We start from the raw sequence: 25,448 nt of genomic DNA, 5'->3' as shown, positions 1-25,448 counted from the left end.
GGGCGGCAGATCCCTCTTGCATCCGGGGTGCGGGTGCGGTATTCTTATAAGATAAGAAGGTTTTACAGCCAAACCGGGAGGAAACAGCCATGGATGCAGACGAGATCCGCACGCTTTTGGGCGATAACATTTTTGAGCGGGCCAAGAAATACCGCAAGCGCATCCAGCAGAGCACCTGCACCGTGAACGCCGATGGCGTGCGGCATATTTCGGCCATGGTACAGGGCAGCGGCGGCAGCTATTACTATACGCAGGCATGGCTGCGGGAGAACGGCAGCTTTGTCAGTGCGTCCTGCAGCTGCCCGTATAACCAGAACGGCGAGGGCACCTACTGCAAGCATATCGGCGCATTGCTGCTGGACGATGCCGAAAAGAATGCCCCTGCACCGGCGGCAAAGCCGGATGCGATTCCCGGTGTTGTGCGCGGCGCGGCGGGCCTTGCCCCGGAACCGGCCCGGCGGGACAGCTATGCCTCCGGGCTGGAAATGCTGTTTGGCAAAAAGTGGCACGGCGAAACGCCGGTGTCGGATCACGAGGCCCGCAGGCTGCTGGATACCTATAAGGAAGCAGCCCTTGAAAACCTTGGCGTGGACGAGACCGCCCAGCGCACCGGCTTTGCCCATCTGGAACCGGAGCTGACCCTTGTGCCCGGCGCACAGCCATGGCTGCGGCTGCGCATCTCGGACGGCGGGCGGCAGTATGTGGTAAAAAGCATCCCGAACCTGATGGAAGCCGTCGAGATGGGCAAAAGCGTCAGCTACGGCAAGGCACTGGCTTTTGTGCACCGGTGGGATGCCTTTGATGAAGAGTCCCGTGCGCTTTTGCAGCTGCTGCGCCGTCAGGTGAACGCAAGGCAGAGCATGGACAAAGCCGCCGTGCGAGTGTACGGCGGGGCCGAACAAGGCCCGGCGGGAGGCATGATCCTGACCGGCGAGATCTTTGATGACCTTGTGCAGCTGTACGAGCATACCGGTTCTTTGGGCGGGTACGAGCTGCGGGAAGGTCTGCCCGTCATTACCATGACCGTGGAGCGCCGCCGCGGCGGTGTGCAGGTGGAAGGCGAACCCGCACTTTTCGCTGTGCAGGGCCTTGACTATGATTACCTGTTCAGCGAGGATACGCTCTGGCGGCTGCAGCGGCCCGGGTGCACCCGCATCCTGCCCGCATTGCAGGCGCTGGGCGGCAAAAGCCTGTTCTTTACCAGCGCAGATGCCACGGCCTTTTGCAGCTATGTACTGCCGGAGCTGGGCAGCAAGCTGAACATCGTGGACCCGGAACGTCTGCTGCTGAACCAGATCCCGCTGGAACCGGTGGTGCAGTTCTATCTGGACGCACCGGACAGCTTCCGCATTGAGGCCCACGCGGAATTTCTGTACGGAGAGGATAAGGTCACGCCGTTCGTGCCGTCTCCGGCAGGGCTTTTGCGGGATGTGCGCGCCGAGAGCCGGGCAAAGCGGCTGCTGGCCTCTTATCTGCAGCCCGGTGTGGACGGCAGAGAGGAAGTGTACGGCACCGCTGACGAGGACGAGATCTACCGCATGTTGGAGGAGGGCGTGCCGGCCCTGCTGGCCGAGGGTGAAGTATACCTGACGGATGCCTTCCGCAGCCTGCAGGCCGCGCCGCCCCGCATCACGGTGGGCGTTTCGGTGCACGGCAGTGTGCTGGATCTGGAAGTGGATACCGGCGAGTTCCCGGTGGCAGAGCTGAAAGACCTGCTGCGTTCCCTGCACCAGAAAAAGCGCTACCACCGCCTGCGGGACGGCCGTCTGCTACGGCTGGACGACAGTCTGGAAGGGCTGGACGAACTGAACGATACACTGGAACTTTCCGGGGCCAAGCTCAAGAGCGGCCACGCCGAGCTGCCGCTCTACCGTGCACCCAGTCTCGACTGGGCGCTCTCGGGCCAGAACGGCCTGCGTTTCAACCGCGACGATGCGTTTCGCCGCATCAGCCGCAGCTTTCACGCCGTGAAGGACAGCGAGTATACTCCGCCGGAAAGCCTGCACAATGTGCTGCGCAAGTACCAGCGGGATGGCTACCGCTGGCTGCGCACGCTGGACGGCTACGGCATGGGCGGCATTCTGGCCGACGATATGGGCCTTGGCAAGACCGTGCAGGTGCTCAGCTACCTGCTGGCCATGAAGGAAAGCGGCCAGTGCCTGCCCAGCCTCATCGTCTGCCCGGCATCGCTGGTGCTCAACTGGCAGGAGGAATGCCAGAAGTTCACGCCGCAGCTTTCCTGCGTGGCTGTGGACGGTGACGCTGCTCACCGGGCAGAGCTGGCAAAGCAGTGGGCGGAAGCCGACCTTGTGGTGACCAGCTATGACCTGATGCGCCGGGACGAGGAGCTTTACAGCGGGCAGCAATTCTACGCCTGCATTCTGGACGAAGCGCAGGCCATCAAGAACCACACTACCCAAAAGTACAAGGCGGTGTGCGGGGTGAACAGCAAAGTGCGGTTTGCCCTTACCGGCACCCCGGTGGAGAACCGCTTGGGCGAATTGTGGAGCATCTTCTCCTTCCTGATGCCGGGGTATCTGCCGCCCTACAAGACCTTCTGCGCCCGGTTTGAAAAGCCTATCGTGCAGGAGGACGACAAAGACGCACTGCGCCGTTTGAACCAGCTCACCGGGCCGTTCATCCTGCGGCGCATGAAGTCCGAGGTGCTCAAAGAGCTGCCCCCCAAGACCGAGAATCTCCACCGTATCGAGCTGGACGAGCAGCAACGCAAGCTCTACCTTGCCGCTGTGGTGGACGCGCGGGAAAAGCTGCGCGCTGCAAAGCCGGAGGATAAAATGGCGGTGTTCGCAGTGCTCATGCGCCTGCGGGAGATCTGCTGCGACCCGCGCCTTGTGGCAGACAACTGGGACGGCGGCAGTGCCAAGCTGGAAGCCTGCATGGAGCTGGTGACGGCTGCTGTGGAGGGCGGACACCGCATCCTGCTGTTCAGCCAGTTCACCTCCATGCTGGAACTGCTGGCAAAACGGCTGGACGAAGCGGGCGTGAGCCACTTTACCCTGCAGGGCTCCACCCCAAAGCCGGTGCGTGCAGAGCTTGTGCGCCGGTTCAACAGCGGCGAAGCGGACGTGTTCCTCATCTCGCTGCGGGCGGGCGGCACCGGCCTGAACCTGACGGCGGCAGATATCGTCATCCACTACGACCCGTGGTGGAACGTGGCTGCGCAGAATCAGGCCACCGACCGCGCCTACCGCATCGGCCAGCGCAATCCGGTGCAGGTGTACAAGCTCATTGCGCAGGACACCATTGAAGAAAAGATCGTGGAGCTGCAGCAGGCAAAGCAGGACCTTGCCGAGACGGTCACCGGCTCGGCAGACGGAGCGATCCTGTCCATGAAACCAGAGGAATTGCTGCAGCTGTTGCAAGAGGAATAAAGAGGAGAAAACATCATGAAAGTCTGGGATCTGCACTGCGATACCCTCAGCGAGCTGCGCAAAGCCGAACATGCGGGCCGGCCCAAGAGCTTCGCGCAGAACGATCTGCATATCGACCTTGAAAAATTACAGAAAGGCGACTATCTGCTGCAGTGCTTTGCAGCATTCGTCAATCTGGGTGATAAGACACCCGGAGCGGACCCGCTGGTGACAGCGCTGGAAGAGATCGACCAGTTCAAGCGTATCATGGCGGCATACCCGGAAAAAATTGCTCCGGTGTACACGGCGGCGGACATCCGCCGGAATGCTGCGGCGGGAAAGATCAGCGGGATGCTCACCATCGAGGAAGGCGCCTGCTGCAAGGGCAGCGCGGGGGTGCTACGCCGGATGTATGAGCTGGGCGTGCGCATGATGACCCTGACATGGAACCACGAAAACGAGCTGGCAAGCCCGCAGCGGAACCCCGGCGGCGTGCTGGTGCCCCAGACCGAAAAGGGTCTGACCGGGAAGGGCTTTGAATTTCTGGCCGAGATGGAACGGATGCACATGATCGTGGATGTGAGCCACCTTTCGGACAAGGGCTTCTGGGATATCGTGGAGCACGGCACCCGGCCTTTTGCGGCCAGCCACTCCAACTGCCGTGCACTGGCACCCCACACCCGCAACCTGACCGATGAGATGATCCGCGCCCTTTCGGAGCGTGGCGGCATTGCAGGCCTGAACTACTATGCGCCCTTTCTGGACACCGACCCCACCCACCCGGAAAACTGCCGCAGCACGGTGGAGCTGATCGCAAAGCATGCAGCCCACTATAAGCAGGTAGGCGGTGCACAGATGATTGCCCTTGGCAGCGATTTTGATGGCATCGATGGCCCCCACCAGCTGGAAAATGCTGCCTTCCTGCCGCTGCTGGCGGATGCCCTGCGCAAAGAGGGCTTTACTGAGGACGAGGTGGAAGGTATCTACTACCGCAATGCCATGCGCTTTTTTGAGGAAAACCTGTAATAACAACGGAGAATATGCCGATATGGATAAAAACATGACGCTGGAAAAGCGCATTGCTGCGGAGCTGTACTGCTATCAGGGCAAAATGAGCGTGTTCGTGGACGACCTGCAGGGCCATACCGTGGAGGTGGGCGCGGACGAAGAATTTGAGACGGCATCCACCATCAAGGCGTTTATTCTCGCTGCATTGTATTTGCAGGCGCAGCGCGGCAAAGCAGACCTTGCCGAAGAGATCACCTATGAGCAGAGCCAGTTCGTGGACGGCAGCGGTATGCTGCGCGCGCTGGGCGTGGGCGCAAAGCTCAAGGTGAAGGACACCGCCACCATGATGATCATTTGCTCGGACAACATCGCCACCAATATGATCATCGACTATCTGGGACTGGATACCATCAACGCCTGCATCCGGGAGCTAGGCTTTGCGCATACTGTGCTGCACAATCCGCTGCACTTTGACCGCTACCGCCGGCTTGGCACCACCACGCCGCGCGACTACGCGGCGCTGTTCGCCCGCATTGCAAAAGGGGAGCTTGTCAGCCGGGAAGCCAGCGCGGAGATGCTTGCCATCCTGCGCCAGCAGCACTACAACACCATGCTGACCCACGACTTCCCGCAGTATTACCTCGACTGCGAGGAGACCGGCGCGCCGGAGCTGATCTGGGTAGCCAGCAAGAGCGGCAGTATGAACGCCTGCCGCAACGACGGCGGCATCGTCCACACCCCCTACGGCGAGTATGTCATCGTGCTGATGAACAAGGACTTTCACGATATCATCGAGTACAATGAACACCCCGCCATGGTGTACGGTGCCCGCGTCTCGCGGATGATCCTGGATCAGGTGCTGGCCTGTGAGGGACGGCTATCCCTGTCCTGAAATGCACGTGCAAAAACAAAAAACTGGAAAAATATAGGAAATTATAACAATGGGGATCACGCTCTCGCCATGGATGATGGCATTTCTCGTTCTGATGACGGGCTTTGCAGGCTTTGTGGATTCGGCAGCCGGAGGCGGCGGTCTTATCAGCCTGCCGGCCTATCTGTTTGCCGGGCTGCCGCCCCACTACACCTATGCTACCAACAAATTCAGCGCCGCCTGCGGCACCACTTTTGCCACAGTCAACTTTTTCAAAAACGGTGCAATGAACCTGAAGGTGGGCATCCTTGCAGCCATTGGCAGCTTTGCGGGCAGTGCACTGGGGGCACATATCGTGCTGCTGCTCAGCGATGAACTGCTGCGCACCATGATGTTCCTCATCCTGCCAGTGGCGGCGGTGGTCATTTTGTGGCAGCGCGACCTGCCGGACCAGAACCGGGACGACGGCACCCTGAACCTGAAAAAGACCCTGCTGGCGCTGGGCATCGGCTTGGGCATCGGCCTGTACGACGGCATCGTGGGCCCGGGCACCGGCACCTTTGCCATCATTGCCTTTACCACCCTGATGGGCTTTGACCTGCGCACCGCCAACGGCAACGGCAAGGTGCTGAATCTTGCCAGCAACTACGCCAGCCTGTTCACCTATCTGATGAACGGTCTGGTGGTGTTCCACATCGGCATCCCCTGCGCCGTCAGCAACATTCTGGGCAACCTGCTGGGGTCCCATTTCGCCCTGAAAAAGGGTGCGCGCTTCATCCGTCCCATGATGCTGGTGGTGCTGGTGCTGCTGCTGGGCAAGCTCATCTCGGACGCAGTGCTGTGAGCGCCGGGCGCGCCAGAGACTCCCTCTCCGAGGGAGCTGGCAAAACCGTCAGGTTTTGACTGAGGGAGTTTGCGCCCGTTTCCCGCTGCAAAAACAAGCCGGGCAGCCCGCAGGCTGCCCGACTTTGCTCGGATGATCTTTTTTCGGTGGTCGCTTATTCCAGCACCAGCCCTTTGTCAAAGAATGCCAGACCAAATGCACCGGGGCCTGCGTGGGTGCCGATGACGCAGCCGATCTGGCGCACCAGCGGTTCGCCTATGTGCAGATTTTCACGGAAGTAGTTCTCGATGGGCTGCACTTCCCGCAGGCTGGAAGAATAACCGGCAACAGCGGCAAAGTCCGGGCTGATGCCGCCCAGCTCTTCGATCTTCTTGAACAGGGCCACATAGGCACCGGGCAGGCCGCGGGCTTTACCGGCCATGGCTACCTTACCGTCCTTGATGGTGATGAGGGGCTTGATGCCCAGCATCCCGCCCGCGACGGCCACAGCGGCAGGCAGACGGCCGCCCTTGCGCAGATACTTCAGATCGTCGATTGCGGCAACCAGATGCAGGTGCTCCTTGGCGTGCTCCAGATCGGTGGCGATCTGCACCAGCGTCTTGCCTGCGTCACGCAGCTGCACGGCCAGACGCACCAGCAGCGATTCGCCCAGACACACGGTGGCACTGTCCACAAACAGCACGTTGTCTACATTGGCGAGGTCTGCGGCCAGCTTTGCGCACTGCCATGTGCCGGACAGCTCGTGGGACAGGAAGATGCCCAGCACTTCGTCCCCGGCGGCAGCGGCTTCCAGATAGAACTTCTCGAACAGCTCCGGGCTGGGCTGGCTGGTGGTGGGCAGCTTGCGGCAGCTGGCCAGATGGGCATAGTACTCGGTGGGGGTCATGTCGATGCCATCCCGCAGGATGCTGCCATCCTCCAGCGTCACGTTCAGAGGGATCACGGTCACGCCCAGCTGCTCGGCTTCGGCGGGCAGGATGTCGGACGCAGAATCGGTGAGAATACGGATCATAAAATACCTCCGGATTTCCGGTAAAAACAAATTCAAGTCATGTTTCCCGACGCTTTGCAACAAAACGTCGGGAAACATTATACCAGAATCCACAGGGAAAAGTCAATTGCCTGAGCGAAAATTGCTTCGTCCCAGCGCAAAATACTTGCATAAAAGCCGCTGCTTATGATAAGATAGGCGCTGAGAACCGCACGGCAGGGAGGGCAGGCCATGGAGCAAAAGGCAAAAACAAGGGCGCTGCTGGCTGCGTTCGGCTGCGCACTGACCTACCTGCTGGCAGGCAAAGTGCTGGCATTTCTGCCTGCCCCGGCGTGGGATGTGCGGGCGCTGAGTTTTGTGCACCACTGCATCGCTGCACCTGTCGTGGAGGAACTGGTGTTCCGCGGGGTCATCCAGCAGCTGGCGCAGCCCTTGGGCAGATGGCAGGCCGCGGCGCTGCAGGCGGTACTGTTTGCGGTGCAGCACGGCACCCCGGCGGGCATGGCGTGGGCGCTTGGCTGCGGCCTTGTGCTGGGCGCACTTCGTGAACGCACCGGCAGGGTATGGCCGGGGATGCTTTTGCATACATTGAATAATCTGCTGGTTTTTGCAGCAGGATAAAGGGGAACCTATGACCGATTCTGAACTGATGGGCCTTGCGCTGGAAGAAGCCCGCAAGGCGGCTGCACTGGGCGAGGTGCCGGTGGGGGCCGTGGTGGCCCGCAACGGCGAGGTGGTAGCTGCCACCCACAACACCCGCGAGACCGAAAAAAACGCACTGCATCACGCAGAGCTGCTGGCCATTGATGCCGCCTGCAAAAAGCTGGGCGGCTGGCGGCTGTGGGAGTGCGAGCTGTTCGTCACGCTGGAGCCGTGCCCCATGTGCGCCGGGGCCATCATCAACAGCCGCATCCGGCGGGTGGTATACGGCGCGGCAGACACCAAGGCGGGCTGCTGCGGCAGTGTGACTGACCTGTTTGCAATGCCCTTCAACCACCACCCGGTGGTGGAGCAGGGGCTGCGCGCAGAGGAAGCACAGGCGCTTTTGCAGGCGTTTTTCAAGGATCTGCGGGCACGGCTTGCGGCCCGGCCGAAGTGGAAACCGCCTGTATGACCGGCACGGAATATGAAGAAACCGTAAAAAAGTGGAAGCTGCGTGAAAAAGTAGGCGGCTTCCACTTTCTTTTTTCGGCAAATTGTGCTATATTATTTAATGGTGTTTTGTCGAAACCCATCTTATGCAGCTGTCTGCCGCGCCGAGCACCGGACTTTGACCGGATAAGAAATGGACGCTGAACGGACGGCGATGGGCCGCACAGACATCTCCTGCACGGCATACCTTTGCAGTGCAGAGATCACGACAGGAGGACTATACTCTTGTACGAAGATGAATTTGAACTGACGTTCAATCTGTCGGGTGAGGAGCCGCAGCCGGAACAGGCTGCACAGGAGCCGCCCGTGCCGCCAAAGCCAAAGGCGGCATCACCCGTGGTGGACGAACCCACCCGGGTGATGGTGCTGGAAAAGCCCCAGCCTGCGCCGCAGCCGGAAATGCCGGAGTCTGTGCAGGAAGAGCCGGAGAAAACACCTGCACCTACCGTGCAGGCAGCAGCCAATGGCCGCTGTGTGCTGATCTCCGGCGGCGACCGCGGCATTGGTGCCGCTGCGGCCCGGGCGTTCTATGCGGCGGGCTACCGCGTGGCGGTGCTGTACCACAGCAATGCCAAAGCCGCTGCAGAGCTGGAAAAACAGCTGCCCGGCATCACCGCCGTGCAGTGCGATGTGGCGTCCCGCGCCAGCTGCGAGCTTGCGTTCCGCACCGCAGAACAGGCACTGGGCCGTGTGGATGTGCTGGTGAGCAATGCGGGCATCGCCCAGCAGAAGCTGTTCACCGACATCACCCCGGAAGAGTGGCAGCATATGCTGGACGTGAACCTGACCGGTGCGTTCCACCTGTGTCAACTGGCGCTGCCGGGTATGATCCGCCGCAAGGCCGGACGCATCCTGACCGTGAGCAGCATGTGGGGCCAGACCGGCGGCAGCTGCGAGGTGCATTACTCTGCAGCAAAGGCAGGCCTGATCGGCCTGACCAAGGCTTTGGCCAAAGAAGAAGGCCCAAGCGGCATCACAGTGAACTGTGTTGCGCCCGGGGTCATTGATACCGATATGATGGCAGCATTCACCGCCGAGGATAAGGCCGCGCTGGCCGAAGAGACCCCTGTGGGCCGTCTTGGCAGCGCAGACGAAGTGGCGCAGCTGCTGGTGTTCCTTGCCGGCGAGGGTGCGGGCTACATCACCGGTCAGGTGTTCGGCGTGAACGGAGGACTTGTGATCTGATGCGCAGGAACACTTTATTACAGGATTTCCCCCGGCGGGAGCATCCCCGGAGCAAGAAGGAGAGAGCAAAATGGGCATGACTTTAAAGGAACTGTTGACGAAAGGCGAAGGCACCATTTCGGCCAAGGAGGCCAAGGCGCTGGCTGCACAGTGCAGAATGGATGAGGAAACGCTCTACACCCTTCTGGAAGAACGCGGCATCAAGGTTCTGGAAGAGGATGCAGAGCCTACGCTGGATGTGGACAGCATCATGGCCGAGGTCGAGAATGCCGAGAACAACAACGATGATATGGGCATCAGCGAGGACGAGGAAGAGCAGAGCGAGGAGAACCCTGCAGACCTGAAGGCTGCCATGGACGAACTGCTGGACGACCCCGTTAAGAACTACCTCAAGCAGATCGGCCAGATCCCGCTGCTGAGCGCGGAGCAGGAGGTGGAGCTGAGCCGCCGCATCCATGCCGGTGCCGAGGCGGCGCACATCCTGCAGGCCGACCGCCAGAAGTACGGCGGGCCGGAGTACATCAAAAAGAACAGCGCCCGTTTCTCGTTTGAAGAGGATGAGAACAGCCGCAGCTATACCGAAGATCTGGACGAGGAGGGCAACGAGAAGCCCAGCGAGGATGCCGAGGAAAAGGCTGCCGAAGAGGAAGCTATGGAGGCTGTGGAGAACGGCCCCCTGAGCGACGAAAAGCGCGCTGAGCTGCTCAAGACCCGCCGCGATGGCCTGAACGCCCGCCGCAGCCTGAGCGAAGCGAACCTGCGTCTGGTGGTGTCCATTGCCAAAAAGCATGTGGGCCACAATCTGGCATTCCTGGATCTGATCCAGGAGGGCAACATCGGCCTGATCAAGGCTGCCGAGAAGTTCGACTGTGACCGCGGCTTCCGCTTCTCCACCTATGCAACCTGGTGGATCCGTCAGGCCATCACCCGTGCCATTGCGGATCAGGCCCGTACCATCCGCATTCCGGTGCACATGGTGGAGACCATCAACCGGATGCGTCAGGCCACCAACCAGCTGGTGTACCAGAACGGCCACGAGCCGACCCCGGAAGAGTTGGCAAAGGCTATGGATATGAGCGTGGAGCGTGTGCGCGAGATCCAGCGCATGGCACAGGAGCCGGCAAGTCTGGAAAGCCCCGTGGGTGAGGAAGAAGATTCCTCTCTGGGCGATTTCGTCGCAGACGAAAACGCCGAAGCCCCCGGCAAGGCCGCAGACCGCGCTATGGTGGCACAGCAGATCAATCTGGCTCTCAAGAGCCTGACCCCTCGTGAAGAGAAGGTCATCCGCCTGCGCTTTGGTCTGGACGATGGCCGTCCCCGTACGCTGGAAGAGGTTGGCCGTGACTTTGGCGTTACCCGTGAGCGTGTGCGCCAGATCGAGGCAAAGGCGATCCGCAAGCTGCACAGCCGCAAGTGCCTGTCCCTGCTGAACGGCCTGATCGAGTGATAAAGTAAGACTCCTTCAGTCATCGCTGCGCGATGCCAGCTCCCTCAGAGAGGGAGCCCTTGGCAAAACCGGAAAGTTGTCCGTACTGCCAAAGGCCCCATCTCCGAGGGGGCTGTCTGCGTAAGCAGACTGGGGGAGTTTTTTCGTAAAAAACGACTTTTTTGCAAAAATCCAGATTTTTTTGCAAAAACCTCTTGCCAAACGGTGGAAACTGTGGTATTATAACTGAGCTGTGATTGCGCTGCTATAGCTCAGTTGGTAGAGCGCATCCTTGGTAAGGATGAGGTCTCCAGTTCGAATCTGGATAGCAGCTCCAGCTCAGATGCCCTGAAGTCGAAAGATTTCGGGGCGTTTTTCTTTTGTAAATCGTTTCTGCTGTGCGGGTCCGGAACAGGGCAGAGCGGGCTTTGAACGGCTCTTTCAGGCTTTTTTGCGTTTTTCGTAAATTCATGCTTGACAAGCGGACGCTTTTTCGATATAATAAAGCACGTTCCGGCGGTAAGCGCCGCGCGAAACTTGAGCGATCATGGCCCGGTAGCTCAGTTGGTTAGAGCACCAGCCTGTCACGCTGGGGGTCGTCGGTTCGAGCCCGATCCGGGTCGCCATTTGCTGCTATAGCTCAGTTGGTAGAGCGCATCCTTGGTAAGGATGAGGTCTCCAGTTCGAATCTGGATAGCAGCTCCATAGCAGACACCTCGAAGCCTTAGGACTTCGGGGTGTTTTTTTGTTGTATGACTGCAAAAGCAGGCTGACGGAGTGCGGATTACTTTGCGTACAAAAACAAAACGCACAGGCTCCGAAGAACCTGTGCGTTTATGGCAGGGGTAGTAAGTTTCGAACTCACGGCACGCGGTTTTGGAGACCGCTGCTCTACCAGCTGAGCTATACCCCTATAGGCATTCGCTGAATGCTTTGTTATTATAGCCGATGCAAAGGCGAATGTCAAGCGTTTCTTTCAAGATTCAGGCATTTTTCGTGCCGCAGCTGCAACAGCCTTCTTTTTTATCGGATGCAGGCAGCTGGCTGGAAAGCTGTTCCAGCGTTACGCTGTCAATATACTGGTTGATCACCTCATCAAGGCCGGTCCAGAAGGGCAGGGTGAAGCACTGCTCCCACATGGGGCACTCGTTGGTCTCGCTGCCAAGGCAGGGAATGGGTGCCACGCTGCCCTCAATGGCGCGCAGGATCTCGCCGGCGGTGTAGTCGGCAGGGGCTTTGGTCAGGCGGTAGCCGCCCTGACTGCCGCGCTCGCTTTTTACAAGGCCCACACGGGCCAGCGGGGTCACGATCTGCTCCAAATATTTCAGGCTCAGGTTCTGCCGCTCACTGATCTCCTTCAGGCTCACGGTGGTGCCCGGCGCATAACGTGCCAGCTCGGCCATCAGGCGCAGGGCATAACGGCTTTTGGTCGAAAATTTCATGGCGATCCTCTCCTTATTGCTTCCTATAGTATAGCACGTTGCTCGGATTTTGCAAAGGTATCCTCTTGTGCAAACAAAAAAGGTCTGTTATCATAGGATGGATAAAAGGATACTATAAGGAGTGAGAGTATGAGTGAGAAGATCACGGCTGCCGATGCCATCCGTCTGCTGGATGCACACGAGGCGGCTGCTGTAGATGTCCGGGAGCCGGACGAGTTTGCCGTGGGCCACATCCCCGGCGCAAAGCTGCTGCCGCTGGGTCAGGTGCTGAGCCGTGCGGCTGAGGTGCTGCCGGATAAGAACGCTGTATGGCTGGTCTACTGCCGCACCGGCCGCCGCAGTGCCGATGCCGTGCGCAAGCTGGAAAGCCTTGGCTACACCCGCCTGTACGATCTGGGCGGCATCCTGAGCTGGCCCTATGAGATCGAGGGCGACTTTGAAGGGCATTTTTAAAAAGAAAGAAGGATAACTCCATGTCGTTCCACGCAAAAGATTTTGCCGGCAGTCACTGCGGCTGCCGCTACCAGCAGGACTACCGCCCTACCTTGGGCCGCGACGGCAAAAAGGAATCCGGCACGCTGGAGGTCATCAAGTTCTATTACGATGGTGCCATCCGCTTTGAGCAGCACTGCTACGGCGAAGCCGCAACCTTCGTGTTCGGCGTATGGGCATCCGGCATGGACGAGGACGGCACCCTGCACTGGGTGCTGCCCGACCGGCGCAAGAGCTACTACGACGAGGCGTATCTGCCCAAAAAGCTGGACCGCGTGGACGAGACGGGCAATCTTTACTTTGACGGCAGCAATTTTCCGTGGAAGCTAGCGGACGATTTTGCCGAGGATAAGCGCTGGGGCTACCCCAAGTGGAAGGTGGTACTGGGAAAACTGACCGGAAAGGGCAAAAAAGGTGACTGAATCACGAAAATCCAGTATTCATATTGACATACTAGGGAATGATATGGTATAACTTATCCGTTGAAAGGATTCCGCATCTGCACAGGGCATTCAAGGCTCCCGCAGACGCGTTCAATAAGAAAGGATCATTCCTATGGAAAACATGGAAAAAGTGGTTTATCTGGATAATGCTGCCACCACTCCCTGTGCTCCCGAGGCACTGGAAATGATGGTCAAAGCCCTGAGCGGTGCCTGCGGCAACCCCAGCAGCCATTACAGTGTGGGCTATGAGGCTAAGGAATTCGTGGACACCGGTCGTGCGCAGGTGGCAAAGGCCATCAATGCAAGTCCGGCTGAGCTCTTCTTTACCAGCTGCGGCTCCGAGGCCGACAACTGGGCCGTAAAGGGCACCGCCTTCACCAAGGCACGCCAGAACAAAAAGCACCTCATCACCAGCGCTTTTGAGCACCATGCTATCATGCACAGCATGGCTGCACTGGAGCGCATGGGCTTTGAAGTGACCTATATCAAGCCCACCGCCGAGGGCTACATCCGTCCCGAGGACGTGGAAGCTGCCATCCGTCCCGATACCGCGCTGGTCAGCATCATGATGGCCAACAACGAGATCGGTACCATCCAGCCCATCAAGGAGATCGCCGAGGTCGCTCACAAGCACGGTGTGTGGATGCACACCGACGCGGTGCAGGCTGTGGGTGCCATCCCCGTGGATGTGAAGGAACTGGGCGTGGATATGCTGTCCATGAGCGCCCACAAGTTCAACGGCCCCAAGGGCATGGGTGCCCTGTATTGCCGCAAGGGCGTATGGCCCCAGAACCTGATCGATGGCGGCAGTCAGGAGGCCCGCCACCGTGCAGGTACCGAGAACGTGGCCGGCATTGCTGCCATGGGCAAGGCACTGGAGATCGCCACGGCGCATCTGGATGAGCGCATGGCCCATGAGAGCGAGCTGCGCGATTATGTCATCGACCGCGTCCTCAAGAACATCCCGGAAGCCCGCCTGAACGGCGGCCGCAGCCCCCGTCTGCCTAACAATGTGAACATCAGCTTCCCGGGTCTGGAAGGCGAGACCATCCTGCTGGATCTGGATATGCACGGCATCTGTGCCTCCACCGGCTCTGCCTGCAACTCCGACAGTCTGGACCCCAGCCACGTCCTGCTGAGCATCGGCGTGCCTGAGGAGATCGGCCACGGCTCCATGCGGTTCACCTTTGGCCCGCAGAACACCATGGAAGAAGCAAAATATCTGTGCGACGTGCTGGAGGAAGTGATCCCCCGCCGCCGTGCTATGAGTTGTATGTGGCTGCAGGGCCAGAACACGGCCCGCCAGTTCAGCCTGAAGGGAGAGCAGTAATTATGGCAAGCATGTATAGCGCAAAGGTCATGGAGCATTTTGCAAATCCGCACAATGTGGGTGAGATCCCCGACGCAAACGGCGTGGGCGAAGTGGGCAACCCCAAGTGCGGCGATATCATGCGCATGTACCTGAAGATCGAGAACAACGTGATCGTGGATGTCAAGTTCCTCACCTTCGGCTGCGGTGCCGCCATCGCCACCAGCAGCATGGCCACCGACCTCATCAAGGGCAAGACCATCGACGAGGCGCTCAAGCTGACCAACAAGGCCGTTGTGGAAGCTCTGGAAGGTCTGCCTCCCATCAAGGTGCACTGCTCTGTTCTGGCCGAGCAGGCCGTCAAGGCTGCTCTGTCCGACTACTACCGCCGTCAGGGCATCGATCCGGAACCCATCGTGGGTAAGCTCGAAGAGGACTGCGACCACTGCGAGAGCTGCGGCCACTGATCCCCGCAAAGAACGCTTCAGGGGACACCGTTTTGTGCGGTGTCCTCTTTTTTTGCAAAAGACTGCGCTGTTGTATCCTATCCAAAACGTAATAAAGCAAGTGTAAAATATTATTTGTTTACAAAAATACCCTGAATATGCACTCGTTCATGAAAAATTCATATATTGTTCAGAATGAGTTCACCACTTTTCGGTATAAGTAGGGCAACACAGGCGCAAAGAGCGCCGAACTCCCACGGAAGCGGACGAAGAACAGGGCAAAGAACGGTTCGCGGCACGCACTGCAATGCAGGTGCGTCGGCCCCGTAAAACGTCCCGCCGCACAGGAAAGGAAACGAGTTAGTATGAAAATTGGTTTTTGGGAACTTGTCGTCATCGTGATCGTGGCGTTCGTGTTCATCGGCCCGGATCAGCTGCCCGTCTACGCAAAGAAGATCGGCAAGATGCTGCGTGAACTGAAAAAGTACACCGGCGCTGCTTCTGAGGAGATCCAGAAGAACGTTGTAGAGCCGCTGAATGAGATCCAGGCTCCCCTGAAGGAAGCTGTTGCCCCGCTGACCGATATCAAGAAGGATATCGACAACAGCGTCAAGGATGTGACCAAGAGCTTTACCGGTATCGGCAAGACCAGCAAGGAGGAAGCTGCCAAGGCAGAAGCCGCCGAGGAAGTGACCGAGCTGACCGAGGAGCCGGTGGAAGAGCTGGAAGAGGACGCTGCATCTGCCGCCAAGGCAGAGGAGAGCACTCCCGCTGAGGAGACCGCTGCACCTGCCGAGAAGGCTGAAGAACCCGCCGCCCCGGTTGAAAAGGCTGAGCCTGCCGCTGCACCCGCAGAGGAAAAGGCCGAGCCTGCTGCAGAAGCGGCTCCCGCACAGGAAGCTGCCGAGGCTGCTCCTGCGGCCGAGCCGGTGGAGGAAGACCCTCGTCAGAATGATGTTCTGCCGAAGGACTGATTACTTACTGGATGCACCCGCGCCCGCGGTTGCCTGATACATGCAATAAGCCCGCCACGCGGCGCGGCAAAGTAAAAAGGAGATTTTTATTATGCGTATTGGTACTAACGAACTGCTGATCATCCTGGTCGTCGCTCTGCTGATCTTTGGACCCAAGAACCTGCCGAAGCTGGGCAAGATGTTCGGCAAGACCATCAACGGCTTCAAGAAGGGCATGGAGGACGAGGAAGGCTCCGATGATTCCGAGGAGAAGACCGAGAAGCAGGTTTCCAAGAAGGACGAAGACGAGGAGTAATTGTGGCTACGAACGTTAAGCGCAAAAAGAAAAAAGCCGAAGTCATGGCAGAGGACGGCAGCATGACGCTGACCGGCCATCTGAAAGAACTGCGGAACAGGCTGATCATCTGCGCGGTGGTGTTCGTGGTGGGTGTTGTGGTCTCGCTGGCATACGCCGACCGTCTGATCGATCTGCTCACTGCCATGGGCCGCGACTATTACGAGTTTGTTTCCATTGCCCCGCAGGAAAAGCTGATGCAGTATTTCCGCGTCTCCATTCTGGCAGGCGTGGTGGTCACTGTGCCGGTGGCGTTCTACCACATCTATGCATTTGCAAGGCCGGGTCTGAAACGGAGCGAGAGCACCTTCTTCAAGCTGGTCATGCTGCTGGGTCTTATCCTGTTCTGCGTGGGCGTGCTGTTCGCCTACAAGCTCATGATGCCCTTCATGCTGCGTTTCCTCAGCACTGGCATCGAGGGTGCCGAGTACATCCAGACCACCACCAGTATCGAGAGCTATGTCAACCTCTGCTTGACCATGTTCATCATTTTTGGCTGCGTGTTTGAGATGCCTCTGATCACCATCATCCTGTCCAAGATGGGCATTATCAACCCGCAGCTGCTCAAGCAGGTGCGCGGCGTTGCCATCGTGATCATCTTCTTCATCGCGGCCGTTGTCACCCCGCCGGATATCGTGTCTCAGTGCATGGTGGCCGGCCCCATGGTGCTGCTGTACTTCATCAGCATTCTCCTGAGCGGCATCTTCTATAAGCCGAAAGAGGACGATGATGACGAAGATGACGAGGATGAGGACGAAGAGTAAGCTCTGACTTCAGGTTTTCTGTTTTATCATTGCAAAAGCAAAGGCTGCTGCGCCATTTGGTACAGCAGCCTTTTTGTATGTGGAAAATGCTTCCGGTGCAGAGCGTAATCGCGTGGGGCCGTGGCCAGCAGACGCTGGGTGCCACAACTCGTCCAAAGCGAACGCGGCGGCAATTCCAAATCGTTGCTGCTCAGTCTATACAAGCCACCCGCCCTGTGCTAGAATGAAACCAACAAATCAAAGGCGGTGAGACCATGCACCCACTCCCGGAATATCCTCGCCCGGCTATGCGCCGGGACAGCTATGAGAACCTGAACGGCCTGTGGAAGTACGCCATTACTCAGACAGCAGAATACCCCGCTGCGTGGGACGGCAGCATTCTGGTGCCCTACTCTCCGGAAACAAAGGCCTCCGGCGTGGGCCGCACCCTGCAGCCCGGCCAGTGGCTGCACTACCACTGCACCTTTGCTCCCCCTCCGGGAGAAGGGGGCGGGTGCTTCTGCACTTCGGCGCGGTGGACGATGCCTGTGCGGTGCAGGTGAACGGCCATCTGGTGGGTGGCCATCGGGGCGGCTACTGGCCCTTCACACTGGATGTCACCGCCCAGCTCAACGATACGGGCCGCAACAGCCTGTGGGTGGCCGTGCAGGACCCCACGGACAGCGGCACGCAGGCACGGGGCAAGCAGACCCTGAAGCCCGGCGGCATGTTCTATCCGGCCCAGAGCGGCATCTGGCAGACGGTCTGGATGGAGCGTGTGCCGGAAAACTACATCCAGTCGCTCACGGTCACGCCGGACTACGATGCCCGCACCGTGACCGTGAAAGCCCATACTTCCATGCCCGGAGGTGCAGTGAACCTGTGGGCCGTGGTGCGGGCCGGGGGCGTGACCATTGCCGAGGACTGGGGCAGCGACGAAGCGGACCGGGACGGCGAGGTGACGCTGAACATCCCGGAGGAACATTTCTTTCCGTGGAGCCCGGATACCCCGTTTTTGTATGACCTGACCGTGGGCACCACGCAGGGAGGGGAGGAGCAGTTCGACACCGTGCACAGCTACTTTGCCCTGCGCAAGTGGAGCTGTGAGCCGGATGCGCGGGGCGTGCTGCGCTTCTGCCTGAACGGAAAGCCCATCCTGCTCAACGGCCTGCTGGACCAGGGCTACTGGCCGCAGGGCCTGTATACCCCGCCTTCCGATGCGGCGGTGGAGCGGGAGCTGAGCGAGGTGAAAGCGCTGGGATTCAACCTGCTGCGCAAGCACGCCAAGATCGAGCCGCAGCGCTGGTACTACCACTGCGACAGGCTGGGCCTTGTGGTCTGGCAGGACATGGTGAACGGCGGCAGCAGATACAACCTGTGGTTCGTCACCTACCTGACCAATGTGCTGCAGCCCCTTGTGCGCCGCCTGCCCGACGCAGAGCCACTCTGGGGCCTGCTGAGCCGCGGAAAAGCATCCAGCCGGGAAACATACCGCAAAGAGCTGCAAGCCACCGTGGAAGCCCTGCGCTGCCATCCGTGCATCGGCTGCTGGGTACCCTTCAACGAAGGCTGGGGCCAGTTTGATGCGGCCAGGGCAGTGCAGGCCATCCGAACGCTGGACGATACCCGCCTTGTGGACGAGGCCAGCGGTTGGTATGATCAGGGCGGCGGAGATGTGTGCTCCATCCACAACTATTTCTATCCGCTGCATGTAAAGCCCGGAAAGCGCACTGTGGCCCTGAGTGAATACGGCGGCATTGCATGGCCCATGCCGGGGCACGAAGCACCGGGCAAAACCTACGGCTACGGCACGGCCAAGAGCCGCGCAGACCTGACCGCCCGCTGCAAAAAGCTGCAATTGGGCACGGTACTGCCGCAGCTCAAAAAAGGACTCTCGGCGCTGGTGTACACCCAGCTGACGGATGTGGAAGATGAGGTGAACGGTCTGTTCACCTATGACCGGGCCGAGATCAAGCCGGATGCCAATGCCGTCCGCTCGGTGAATGCTGCCCTTGCCGCAGAGTTTGCAAAAGTGACGCGGTGAAAGAAAAAACTCCCTCAGTCATCGCGCAGCGATGACTGAGGGAGTTTTATGTTACAGCAGCTCTCAGCTGTTGGCGCTGTTGTTCACGATCTTTTTGGCGGGCAGTTTGTTCATGGCAGAGCTGTCCAGATCGTGTGCCAGCTCTGCACCGCCTGCGGCCAGTGCGTCGTCCAGCTCGCCGCCCTTCATATCGCTCAGGATCTGGCTGCGCAGGTCGTCCAGCGAGGAAACGCTCAGCGGGTCTACACGCACCATCAGGAGCAGGGTGGAGCCGTTGATCTGCACAGCAGCGGCTTCGCCGTAGGAAAGGCTGCGCAGAGCATCGGCTGCGCCATCCTGCGTAAAGGCCGAAGCAACATCGCTCTCGGTCAGCAGCTCGGTCTGGACGCTGGCGCTGTCGTCGGAAGTTTCGCTGTCCAGCACAGCGTAGATGTCCGGCAGGGCATTCTGTGCGGCCTCATGCAGGGCACTCACCTGATCCGAGACCGTCTCGCCGCCTGCGGCGTTGACACTGTCGGCAGCGGCCTGTGCCAGCTTGAGCATCTCGGCCTTCTGGTCATCGTCCGCAAAGGCGTAGGTGCTGGTATTGTACAGCGGGATGCTGATGTAGCAGATCTCATACATGCTGTCGTCCAGATGGCTGGTCAGCTCGTCGTCCTCCACCGGGGTCTCGCCGTCCGGGCCGTAGACCATATCCAGCAGGGCGGTGTGCTCCACCTGCAGACGTTCATATGCCTTGACGGTCTCCAGACCAATGCCGTTGGCGGTGTAGGTGTCGCCGTACTGGTCCATCATCTGCTGGGCATAACGGTCGGCAGTGGAAAGCTGCTCTGCAGTCAGCTCACCGCCCAGCGCTTTGAAGCGGGCATCCACAGCGGCCAGCGTTTCCAACGTTTCCTGCGTTTTCTGGGCCACATAGTCGCTCACAACTGCGGTCTCGCCGCTGTCAGAGTCGGTGGTGATGGTCTCTTTCAGGAAGGCTTTTACGTCGGTGGTGTCCTGATCGGTGCCGGCAAGCTGGGCGGCCTGCTGGTAAGCACCGTACTGTGCCAGCAGATACATGCCGGAGGTGATCTCAAAATCACCGATGCTGCCCACGGTGTCCGGGGCGGAAATGGTGCAGCCCACAAGGCTGAACACCAGTGCAAGTGCGCAGATCAGCGCGAGAAGTTTCTTTTTCATGGTAATGCTCCTATGATGTTTATTTTTGCTCGGCGGAGGCAAGGATCTCTGCCATCGCCTTGAGGATGCTTTGCAACAGCTCCAGCGGCTTTTCGTCGGGCTGAAGCGTGACCGAGAGATAGGGCCGGTTGCCTGCACCGGCGGTGACGCGGCCATTGAAGGCCACCAGCAGGCCCCGGATCATGGGCAGCTCCAGACTTTCCAGCTGCAGGGTGAGGGTGTCCTTTTTCTGGGTCACTTCGGTCACGCCCACAGCGGAAGCCTGCACGCGTACCAGCGACACGTTCACCAGATCGCTTACCGAGGGCGGCGGGTCGCCGTAGCGGTCGATGAGCTCGTCCAGCACATCGGCGGCATCCTCTGCCGTCTGGATGGCGGCAATGCGCTTATAAGCTTCAATGCGGCCCGGGCCGTCTGCGATATATTTCTCCGGGATGAAGGCATCCACCCGCAGGTCCACAAGGCATTCGCTCTTGTCCCGCCGGACAGGTTCGCCCTTGGCCCGGGCGATGGCCTGCCCCAGCATCTTCACGTAGAGGTCGTAGCCCACGGCCTCCATGTGGCCGTGCTGGCTGTGGCCCAGAAGACTGCCCGCACCCCGGATCTGCAGATCCCGCATGGCGATGCGGAAGCCGGAGCCGAAGGCCGTGAACTCCCGGATAGCGGAGAGCCGCTTCTGGGCGATATCGGTCAGAGTCTTGTCTCGCCGGAAGGTGAAGTAGGCATAGGCCTTGCGGCCGGAGCGGCCCACCCGGCCTCTGATCTGGTACAGCTGGGCAAGGCCCATGCGGTCGGCATCCTCGATGATGAGGGTGTTGCAGTTGCGCACGTCGATGCCGGTCTCGATGAGGGTGGTGCACACCAGAATATCGATCTCGCCGTTCAGCAGATGCTGCCACACGGGGTTCAGCTCTTCCTCGGTCATCTTGCCGTGGGCAATGCCGATGCGTGCGCCGGGCACCAGCTTGCTCACATGGGCGGCGCAGGCTTCGATGTTGTCCACCCGGTTGTGCAGGTAGTACACCTGCCCGCCCCGGGCAAGCTCCTTCTTCATGGCTTCGGCAAGGATCACGTCGTTGTATTCCAGCACAAAGGTCTCCACGGGCTGGCGCTCGATGGGCGGCTGCTCGATGGTGGAAAGGTCCCGGATTCCGCTCATGGCCATGTTCAGCGTGCGGGGGATGGGAGTGGCCGACAGGGTGAGCATGTCCACCCCGATGAAGTTCTCCTTGAGCTTTTCCTTGTGCTTGACGCCGAAGCGCTGCTCCTCGTCGATGATGACAAGGCCGAGGTCATGGAACTTCACGTCCTTGGACAGCAGCCGGTGGGTGCCCACCACGATGTCCACACTGCCCGACTGCAGGCCCCGGAGGGTCTCCTTCTGCTGCTTTGCGGTGCGGAAGCGGGACATCATCTCCACCTTCACCGGGAAGGCTTCCATGCGGGAAAGAATGGTGTTGTAGTGCTGCCATGCCAGCAGGGTGGTGGGGGCAAGGATGGCGCACTGCTTGCCGCCCATCACACACTTGAAGGCGGCGCGCAGGGCCACTTCGGTCTTGCCCACGCCCACGTCGCCGCACAGCAGGCGGTCCATGGGCCAGCCCTTTTCCATGTCCTGCTTGATCTCGGCGGTGGCGTTCAGCTGGTCGTCTGTCTCGTCGTAGTCAAAGCGGGTCTCAAAGTCCCGCTGCCAGTCGCCGTCCGGCGGGAAGGCGTAGCCCGTGGCCTGACGGCGGCGGGCGTAGAGCTCGATCAGTTCCTGCGCCATCTCCTCGGTGGCTTTTTTTACCTTGGCGCGGGTGCGTTGCCACTCGGCACCGCCCAGCTTTGCCAGCTTTACCTTTTCCTCGTCGCCGGGGGCGGTGTAGCGGCTCAGCAGGTCCAGCTGGGTCACCGGTACATACAGCACGTCCGAGCCGGAATACTGTACCTTAAGGTAATCTTTCGTGGCACCCTGCACTTCCAGCCGCTGGATGCCCGCATACATGCCGATGCCGTGGCTCTGGTGCACCACATAGTCCCCGGGCTTGATGTCCGAAAGGCTGGAAAGGGCGTTCTTGTTCTTTTTGCGCTTTTTGGTCTCGGCGGAGGTCTCTTCCTCCAGGCCGTGCCTGCGGCTGGACAGCACCGCCGCATGGGCAAACGGAAAGGTGCACCCGGCGGTCAGATGGCCCGGCAGCACCTGTACGATGCCTTTTGTGGGCCGCACATCCCGGCTCATGCTCACGGAGTAGCCCTTGTCGGCAAGGTCGCGGGTGAGGGCGGCGGCACCCTTGGGCGTTCCGGAAAACAGGGTGACGGCATAGCCCTGCGCAATGAGGGGGTCAAGGTCTTCTCGCAGGGAGACAAGGTCGCCGTTCCAGTTGGGGGCGGCAAAGGCCTCGGCGTTGATGAGGTCTTTCAGCTTAAATTCGTTCATGCCGCGCAGGAAGTTCTCGCACAGCAGGGTGCTCTGCTTCTGGGCGGCAGCGGCAAGGTCGTCCATGGTCTGGTAGAGTACATCCAGCCCGGGGCAGAGCACACCCTCTTCCAACAGGCCGGTCAGCTCTTCGCTGCGACGGAACTCGGTGGCCTTCTGGGCATCCCGGATGCCGCCCACCTCGTCCAGAATGAACAGCGGTGTGTCCAGATGATCCAGCAGGGTGGCCGGGCTCGGATAGCGCAGGCCGTAGTATTTATCCATGGCTTCCGGCACCAGGCCGGAGTCCAGCTGAGCAAGGTCGGCTTCCGTGGCCTTTTCCAGTGCGGTGCGGTGCCGGCCGCGTGCCTTTTTGATGGCGGAACGCAGGGCCTCGGCAGTCTCGGCGGTATCGCCGAACAGCACCTCGCGGGCAGGGGAAAGATAGATCTTTTCCAGTGCGCTGTCCCGCCGCTGGGTGAGCAGATCGAAGGAGGAAATGGAATCGATCTCGTCGTCCCAGTACTCCACGCGGGCAGGCTGGCGCATATCCGGCGCATAGATATCCACGATATCGCCGCGCACACTGAACTGTCCCGGGCCGTCCACCTGACTGCGCCGCACATACCCGGCGGCGAACAGCCGGGCCACAAGCCCTCACGGTTGTACACCATGCCGGGTTTGAGGGTAAGAGTGTTCTTTAAAAATTCATCCCGGGGCACGGTGTACTGCAACAGCGCTTCGGCGGGCACGCAGACCGCGTTCAGCCGCCCGCCTGCAAGGGAGCCCAGCACCGAAAGGCGGCGGTACTCGTACTCGCGGCCCGCGCCCTCCACCGGGCGCAGCATAAAGTCCCGGGGCGGGAACACGGCGGCAGAAAGGCCCAACGCCTTGAGGTCGTCCGCAAAGTGGGTGGCCTCGGCCTCGCCGGGGGTCACGATGCACAGCACCCGACCAAGGTCTTTTTGCAGCGCGGCGTACAGCAGGGCACGGCCTGCGGGCGGCAGACCGAACAGCGCGGCAGGGCCGGGCTTTGCAAAGCTGGCGGCGATCTTCTGATATTCCGGTGTGGCCTTGAGTAAGGCTTCGTACATGGAAAAACCTCCTTTCTCGAAACCCTCTCAGTCATCGCTGGCGCGATGCCAGCTCCCCCGAAAGGGGGAGCTTTTGACAAAGAGATTTCGTTTATCATTTAAGGGAAAGTTTATGGGGTGATGCGGAAAAGCTCCCCCCTCGGGGGAGCTGTCGCCGTTAGGCGACTGAGAGGGTTCGTTCCGCTTTACCCGTTATATTTGCTCTGTGCCAGACTCAGCTTGCCGTCCATGATGAGCTTTGCGGCGGCTTCCAGATCAGGGTAGCGGCCGCTCAGAGCCTTGGCATCCTCTGCCGGGAACTTGCCCAGCACCCACGCGGCAAGGTCGTAGTCCGGGTGGGGCTTGGCACCCACGCCGATGCGGATGCGGGGGAAGTTCTCCCCGCCCAAGCGGGCGATGATGCTCTTCAGGCCGTTATGTCCGCCTGCGGAGCCGGAGGGCCGGATGCGCAGCTTGCCGGGGTTCTGGGTGATATCGTCGCACAGAACGATGACGTGGTCGGCAGGAATCTTGAAAAAGCCCGCCGTGGGGGCGATGGAGTCGCCCGAAAGGTTCATGTAGGTCAGGGGCTTGAGCAGCACCACCTTGTGGCCGTCCACTTCGCCCTGACCCCACAGGCCTTCAAATTTGGTTTTGCTGACAGAAATGCCCCACTTGTCGGCCAGATAGTCCAGCGCGGCATAGCCCGCATTGTGGCGGGTGCCGTCGTATTTTGTTTCCGGGTTGCCAAGACCGGCAATCAGCCAGATGTCATTTGTATTCATGAGTGTTATATTTTCCTTTTTGTGATAAATTGTCCGATGCAAGTCCTAAGTATAACATACGCGCGTGTAAAAAGATATACATTATAAGCGAAAAAGATGCACCTGCAAACAAAAACCGCCGCGCAGGGCCATCCTGTGCAGCGGTCTGTACGCGAAAAACGGACAGCTTACTTGCTCTGCTCGTCTTCCAGCTTCTTTTTTTGGCAATGTAGGCTTCCATCTTGGGCTCTGCCCAGCCCTCCAGATTGGTCTGGCGCTCCCGGGCGATGCCCAGTGCCTGTGCGGGCACGTCCTTGGTGATGGTGCTGCCGGCGGCGGTATAGGCACCATTGCCCACCTTCACGGGGGCCACAAGGTTCGTGTTGCAGCCGATGAAGCAGTAATCGCCGATCTGGGTGCGGAACTTATCCTTGCCGTCGTAGTTGCAGGTGACGGTGCCGCAGCCGAAGTTGCAGTACTTGCCCACATCGCTGTCGCCGATATAGGTCAGGTGGCTCACCGTGTTGCCCCGGGCAAAGTTGGAGTTCTTGGTCTCCACGTATGCACCCAGATGCACGCCGTAGTCGGTGACGGTGTTCACCCGCACATGGGTGAAGGGGCCGATGTTGTTGTGAGGGCCGATGTGGCTGCTGTATACCTGACTGGCGTTGACGGTGCTGCCCTCGTCTACGATGCTGTCCTCAATGAGGGTGTTGGGACCGATGATGCAGCCCGCACCGATGACTGTTCTGCCGCGCAGGATGGTACCGGCCAGAATGACGGCACCCGGGGCGATGACCACGTCCGGTGCGATCTGCACGGTGCGGCTGTCGATGATCACGCCGTTTGCGATGTGCTGCAGCAGAATGACCTCGCGGGCGGCTTCGGCGGCATCCAGCTGCTCACGCGCTGCATTCAGCGCAGCAGAAGAAACAGAATTTTCCATACGATAGATC

The 25,448-nt window shown here is 59.9% G+C and carries 24 protein-coding genes and 4 tRNA genes; 21 read left to right on the top strand and 7 right to left on the bottom strand.

Features of this window, described 5'->3' with window-relative positions:
* The first annotated feature begins 89 nt into the window (after positions 1-89).
* From PXT33_RS13935 to PXT33_RS13920, 4 genes are read left to right on the top strand one after another with little or no spacing between them, the layout of a single operon-like run.
* Positions 90-3,392 carry a DEAD/DEAH box helicase gene (locus PXT33_RS13935; RefSeq protein ID WP_347070394.1) on the top strand — a complete coding sequence of 1,101 codons (3,303 nt, stop codon included), beginning with the start codon at positions 90-92 and terminating at the stop codon, positions 3,390-3,392.
* A gap of 15 nt (positions 3,393-3,407) precedes the next feature.
* Positions 3,408-4,397 carry a dipeptidase gene (locus PXT33_RS13930; RefSeq protein ID WP_332376805.1) on the top strand — a complete coding sequence of 330 codons (990 nt, stop codon included), beginning with the start codon at positions 3,408-3,410 and terminating at the stop codon, positions 4,395-4,397.
* Between the two features lie 22 nt (positions 4,398-4,419).
* Positions 4,420-5,271 (top strand): serine hydrolase, encoded by an 852-nt coding sequence (locus PXT33_RS13925; protein ID WP_097774416.1) that lies wholly within the window; start codon positions 4,420-4,422, stop codon positions 5,269-5,271.
* A 49-nt stretch (positions 5,272-5,320) separates the two neighbouring features.
* Positions 5,321-6,094, top strand: a complete 774-nt coding sequence (locus tag PXT33_RS13920) for a TSUP family transporter (protein WP_332376804.1) — start codon at positions 5,321-5,323, stop codon at positions 6,092-6,094.
* 154 nt (positions 6,095-6,248) lie between these two features.
* On the opposite strand, the gene PXT33_RS13915 is transcribed toward PXT33_RS13920, so the two are convergent.
* On the bottom strand, positions 6,249-7,106 hold the full coding sequence (locus PXT33_RS13915; protein WP_332376803.1) for a DegV family protein: 858 nt from the start codon (positions 7,104-7,106) through the stop codon (positions 6,249-6,251).
* Between the two features lie 210 nt (positions 7,107-7,316).
* Between PXT33_RS13915 and PXT33_RS13910 the strand changes: the two genes are divergently transcribed.
* The 7 genes from PXT33_RS13910 to PXT33_RS13880 all read left to right on the top strand — a co-directional run bounded on the left by PXT33_RS13910 (position 7,317) and on the right by PXT33_RS13880 (position 11,553).
* Positions 7,317-7,706: a CPBP family intramembrane glutamic endopeptidase gene (locus tag PXT33_RS13910; RefSeq protein WP_332376802.1), complete on the top strand. Its 390-nt coding sequence runs from the start codon at positions 7,317-7,319 to the stop codon at positions 7,704-7,706.
* 10 nt (positions 7,707-7,716) lie between these two features.
* The gene (locus PXT33_RS13905; RefSeq protein ID WP_332376801.1) at positions 7,717-8,199 is read left to right on the top strand and encodes a nucleoside deaminase; all 483 of its coding nucleotides are present in this window, start codon (positions 7,717-7,719) and stop codon (positions 8,197-8,199) included.
* 263 nt (positions 8,200-8,462) lie between these two features.
* Positions 8,463-9,422: an elongation factor P 5-aminopentanone reductase gene (gene ymfI, locus PXT33_RS13900; protein WP_332376800.1), complete on the top strand. Its 960-nt coding sequence runs from the start codon at positions 8,463-8,465 to the stop codon at positions 9,420-9,422.
* A gap of 70 nt (positions 9,423-9,492) precedes the next feature.
* On the top strand, positions 9,493-10,869 hold the full coding sequence (locus PXT33_RS13895) for a sigma-70 family RNA polymerase sigma factor (RefSeq protein ID WP_005937878.1): 1,377 nt from the start codon (positions 9,493-9,495) through the stop codon (positions 10,867-10,869).
* 240 nt (positions 10,870-11,109) lie between these two features.
* A tRNA-Thr gene (locus tag PXT33_RS13890) sits at positions 11,110-11,185 on the top strand.
* Positions 11,186-11,397: 212 nt separating this feature from the next.
* Positions 11,398-11,474: transfer RNA gene (locus PXT33_RS13885), tRNA-Asp, on the top strand.
* A gap of 3 nt (positions 11,475-11,477) precedes the next feature.
* Positions 11,478-11,553 (top strand) — tRNA-Thr (locus tag PXT33_RS13880).
* Positions 11,554-11,685: 132 nt separating this feature from the next.
* Here the strand turns inward: PXT33_RS13880 and PXT33_RS13875 are convergent.
* Positions 11,686-11,761, bottom strand: a tRNA-Trp gene (locus PXT33_RS13875).
* Positions 11,762-11,831: 70 nt separating this feature from the next.
* On the bottom strand, positions 11,832-12,290 hold the full coding sequence (locus PXT33_RS13870) for an Rrf2 family transcriptional regulator (protein WP_005937871.1): 459 nt from the start codon (positions 12,288-12,290) through the stop codon (positions 11,832-11,834).
* 129 nt (positions 12,291-12,419) lie between these two features.
* Between PXT33_RS13870 and PXT33_RS13865 the strand changes: the two genes are divergently transcribed.
* The 9 genes from PXT33_RS13865 to PXT33_RS13825 all read left to right on the top strand — a co-directional run bounded on the left by PXT33_RS13865 (position 12,420) and on the right by PXT33_RS13825 (position 19,075).
* Positions 12,420-12,743, top strand: coding sequence for a rhodanese-like domain-containing protein (locus PXT33_RS13865; protein WP_005937868.1), 324 nt, complete (start codon positions 12,420-12,422; stop codon positions 12,741-12,743).
* A 20-nt stretch (positions 12,744-12,763) separates the two neighbouring features.
* Positions 12,764-13,204 carry a hypothetical protein gene (locus tag PXT33_RS13860; RefSeq protein WP_097777163.1) on the top strand — a complete coding sequence of 147 codons (441 nt, stop codon included), beginning with the start codon at positions 12,764-12,766 and terminating at the stop codon, positions 13,202-13,204.
* 133 nt (positions 13,205-13,337) lie between these two features.
* Positions 13,338-14,555, top strand: coding sequence for a cysteine desulfurase family protein (locus PXT33_RS13855; protein WP_005937861.1), 1,218 nt, complete (start codon positions 13,338-13,340; stop codon positions 14,553-14,555).
* Between the two features lie 2 nt (positions 14,556-14,557).
* Entirely contained in the window at positions 14,558-15,001 is a 444-nt protein-coding gene (gene nifU / locus PXT33_RS13850; RefSeq protein ID WP_005937858.1) for a Fe-S cluster assembly scaffold protein NifU, read from the top strand.
* Positions 15,002-15,345: 344 nt separating this feature from the next.
* Positions 15,346-15,954 (top strand): twin-arginine translocase TatA/TatE family subunit, encoded by a 609-nt coding sequence (locus tag PXT33_RS13845; RefSeq protein WP_097781274.1) that lies wholly within the window; start codon positions 15,346-15,348, stop codon positions 15,952-15,954.
* Positions 15,955-16,045: 91 nt separating this feature from the next.
* Complete coding sequence (gene tatA, locus PXT33_RS13840; RefSeq protein ID WP_005937852.1) at positions 16,046-16,249, top strand: twin-arginine translocase TatA/TatE family subunit; 204 nt, start codon at positions 16,046-16,048, stop codon at positions 16,247-16,249.
* 2 nt (positions 16,250-16,251) lie between these two features.
* Entirely contained in the window at positions 16,252-17,052 is an 801-nt protein-coding gene (gene tatC, locus PXT33_RS13835) for a twin-arginine translocase subunit TatC (RefSeq protein WP_332376799.1), read from the top strand.
* Positions 17,053-17,306: 254 nt separating this feature from the next.
* On the top strand, positions 17,307-17,594 hold the full coding sequence (locus PXT33_RS13830; protein WP_347070393.1) for a hypothetical protein: 288 nt from the start codon (positions 17,307-17,309) through the stop codon (positions 17,592-17,594).
* A complete protein-coding gene (locus tag PXT33_RS13825) occupies positions 17,546-19,075 on the top strand; it encodes a glycoside hydrolase family 2 TIM barrel-domain containing protein (protein WP_347070392.1) in 1,530 nt (509 codons plus the stop codon). The genes PXT33_RS13830 and PXT33_RS13825 overlap by 49 nt, the downstream gene beginning before the upstream one ends.
* A 63-nt stretch (positions 19,076-19,138) precedes the next feature.
* Here the strand turns inward: PXT33_RS13825 and PXT33_RS13820 are convergent, their stop codons facing one another.
* Positions 19,139-20,257: a foldase gene (locus tag PXT33_RS13820; protein WP_332376798.1), complete on the bottom strand. Its 1,119-nt coding sequence runs from the start codon at positions 20,255-20,257 to the stop codon at positions 19,139-19,141.
* A 19-nt stretch (positions 20,258-20,276) separates the two neighbouring features.
* A complete protein-coding gene (gene mfd, locus PXT33_RS13815) occupies positions 20,277-23,306 on the bottom strand; it encodes a transcription-repair coupling factor (RefSeq protein WP_347070391.1) in 3,030 nt (1,009 codons plus the stop codon).
* 257 nt (positions 23,307-23,563) lie between these two features.
* Between mfd and PXT33_RS13810 the strand changes: the two genes are divergently transcribed.
* Complete coding sequence (locus PXT33_RS13810) at positions 23,564-23,737, top strand: hypothetical protein (RefSeq protein WP_347070390.1); 174 nt, start codon at positions 23,564-23,566, stop codon at positions 23,735-23,737.
* Positions 23,738-23,934: 197 nt separating this feature from the next.
* On the opposite strand, the gene pth is transcribed toward PXT33_RS13810, so the two are convergent.
* Complete coding sequence (pth, locus tag PXT33_RS13805) at positions 23,935-24,513, bottom strand: aminoacyl-tRNA hydrolase (protein ID WP_097774427.1); 579 nt, start codon at positions 24,511-24,513, stop codon at positions 23,935-23,937.
* Complete coding sequence (locus PXT33_RS13800; protein ID WP_332376796.1) at positions 24,500-25,438, bottom strand: UDP-N-acetylglucosamine diphosphorylase; 939 nt, start codon at positions 25,436-25,438, stop codon at positions 24,500-24,502. The genes pth and PXT33_RS13800 overlap by 14 nt, the downstream gene beginning before the upstream one ends.
* Positions 25,439-25,448: the final 10 nt, after the last annotated feature.

Source organism: Faecalibacterium taiwanense, from assembly GCF_036632915.2.
Taxonomy (GTDB): Bacteria; Bacillota; Clostridia; order Oscillospirales; family Ruminococcaceae; genus Faecalibacterium; species Faecalibacterium taiwanense.
This window is presented reverse-complemented; position numbering and strand designations above follow the sequence as displayed.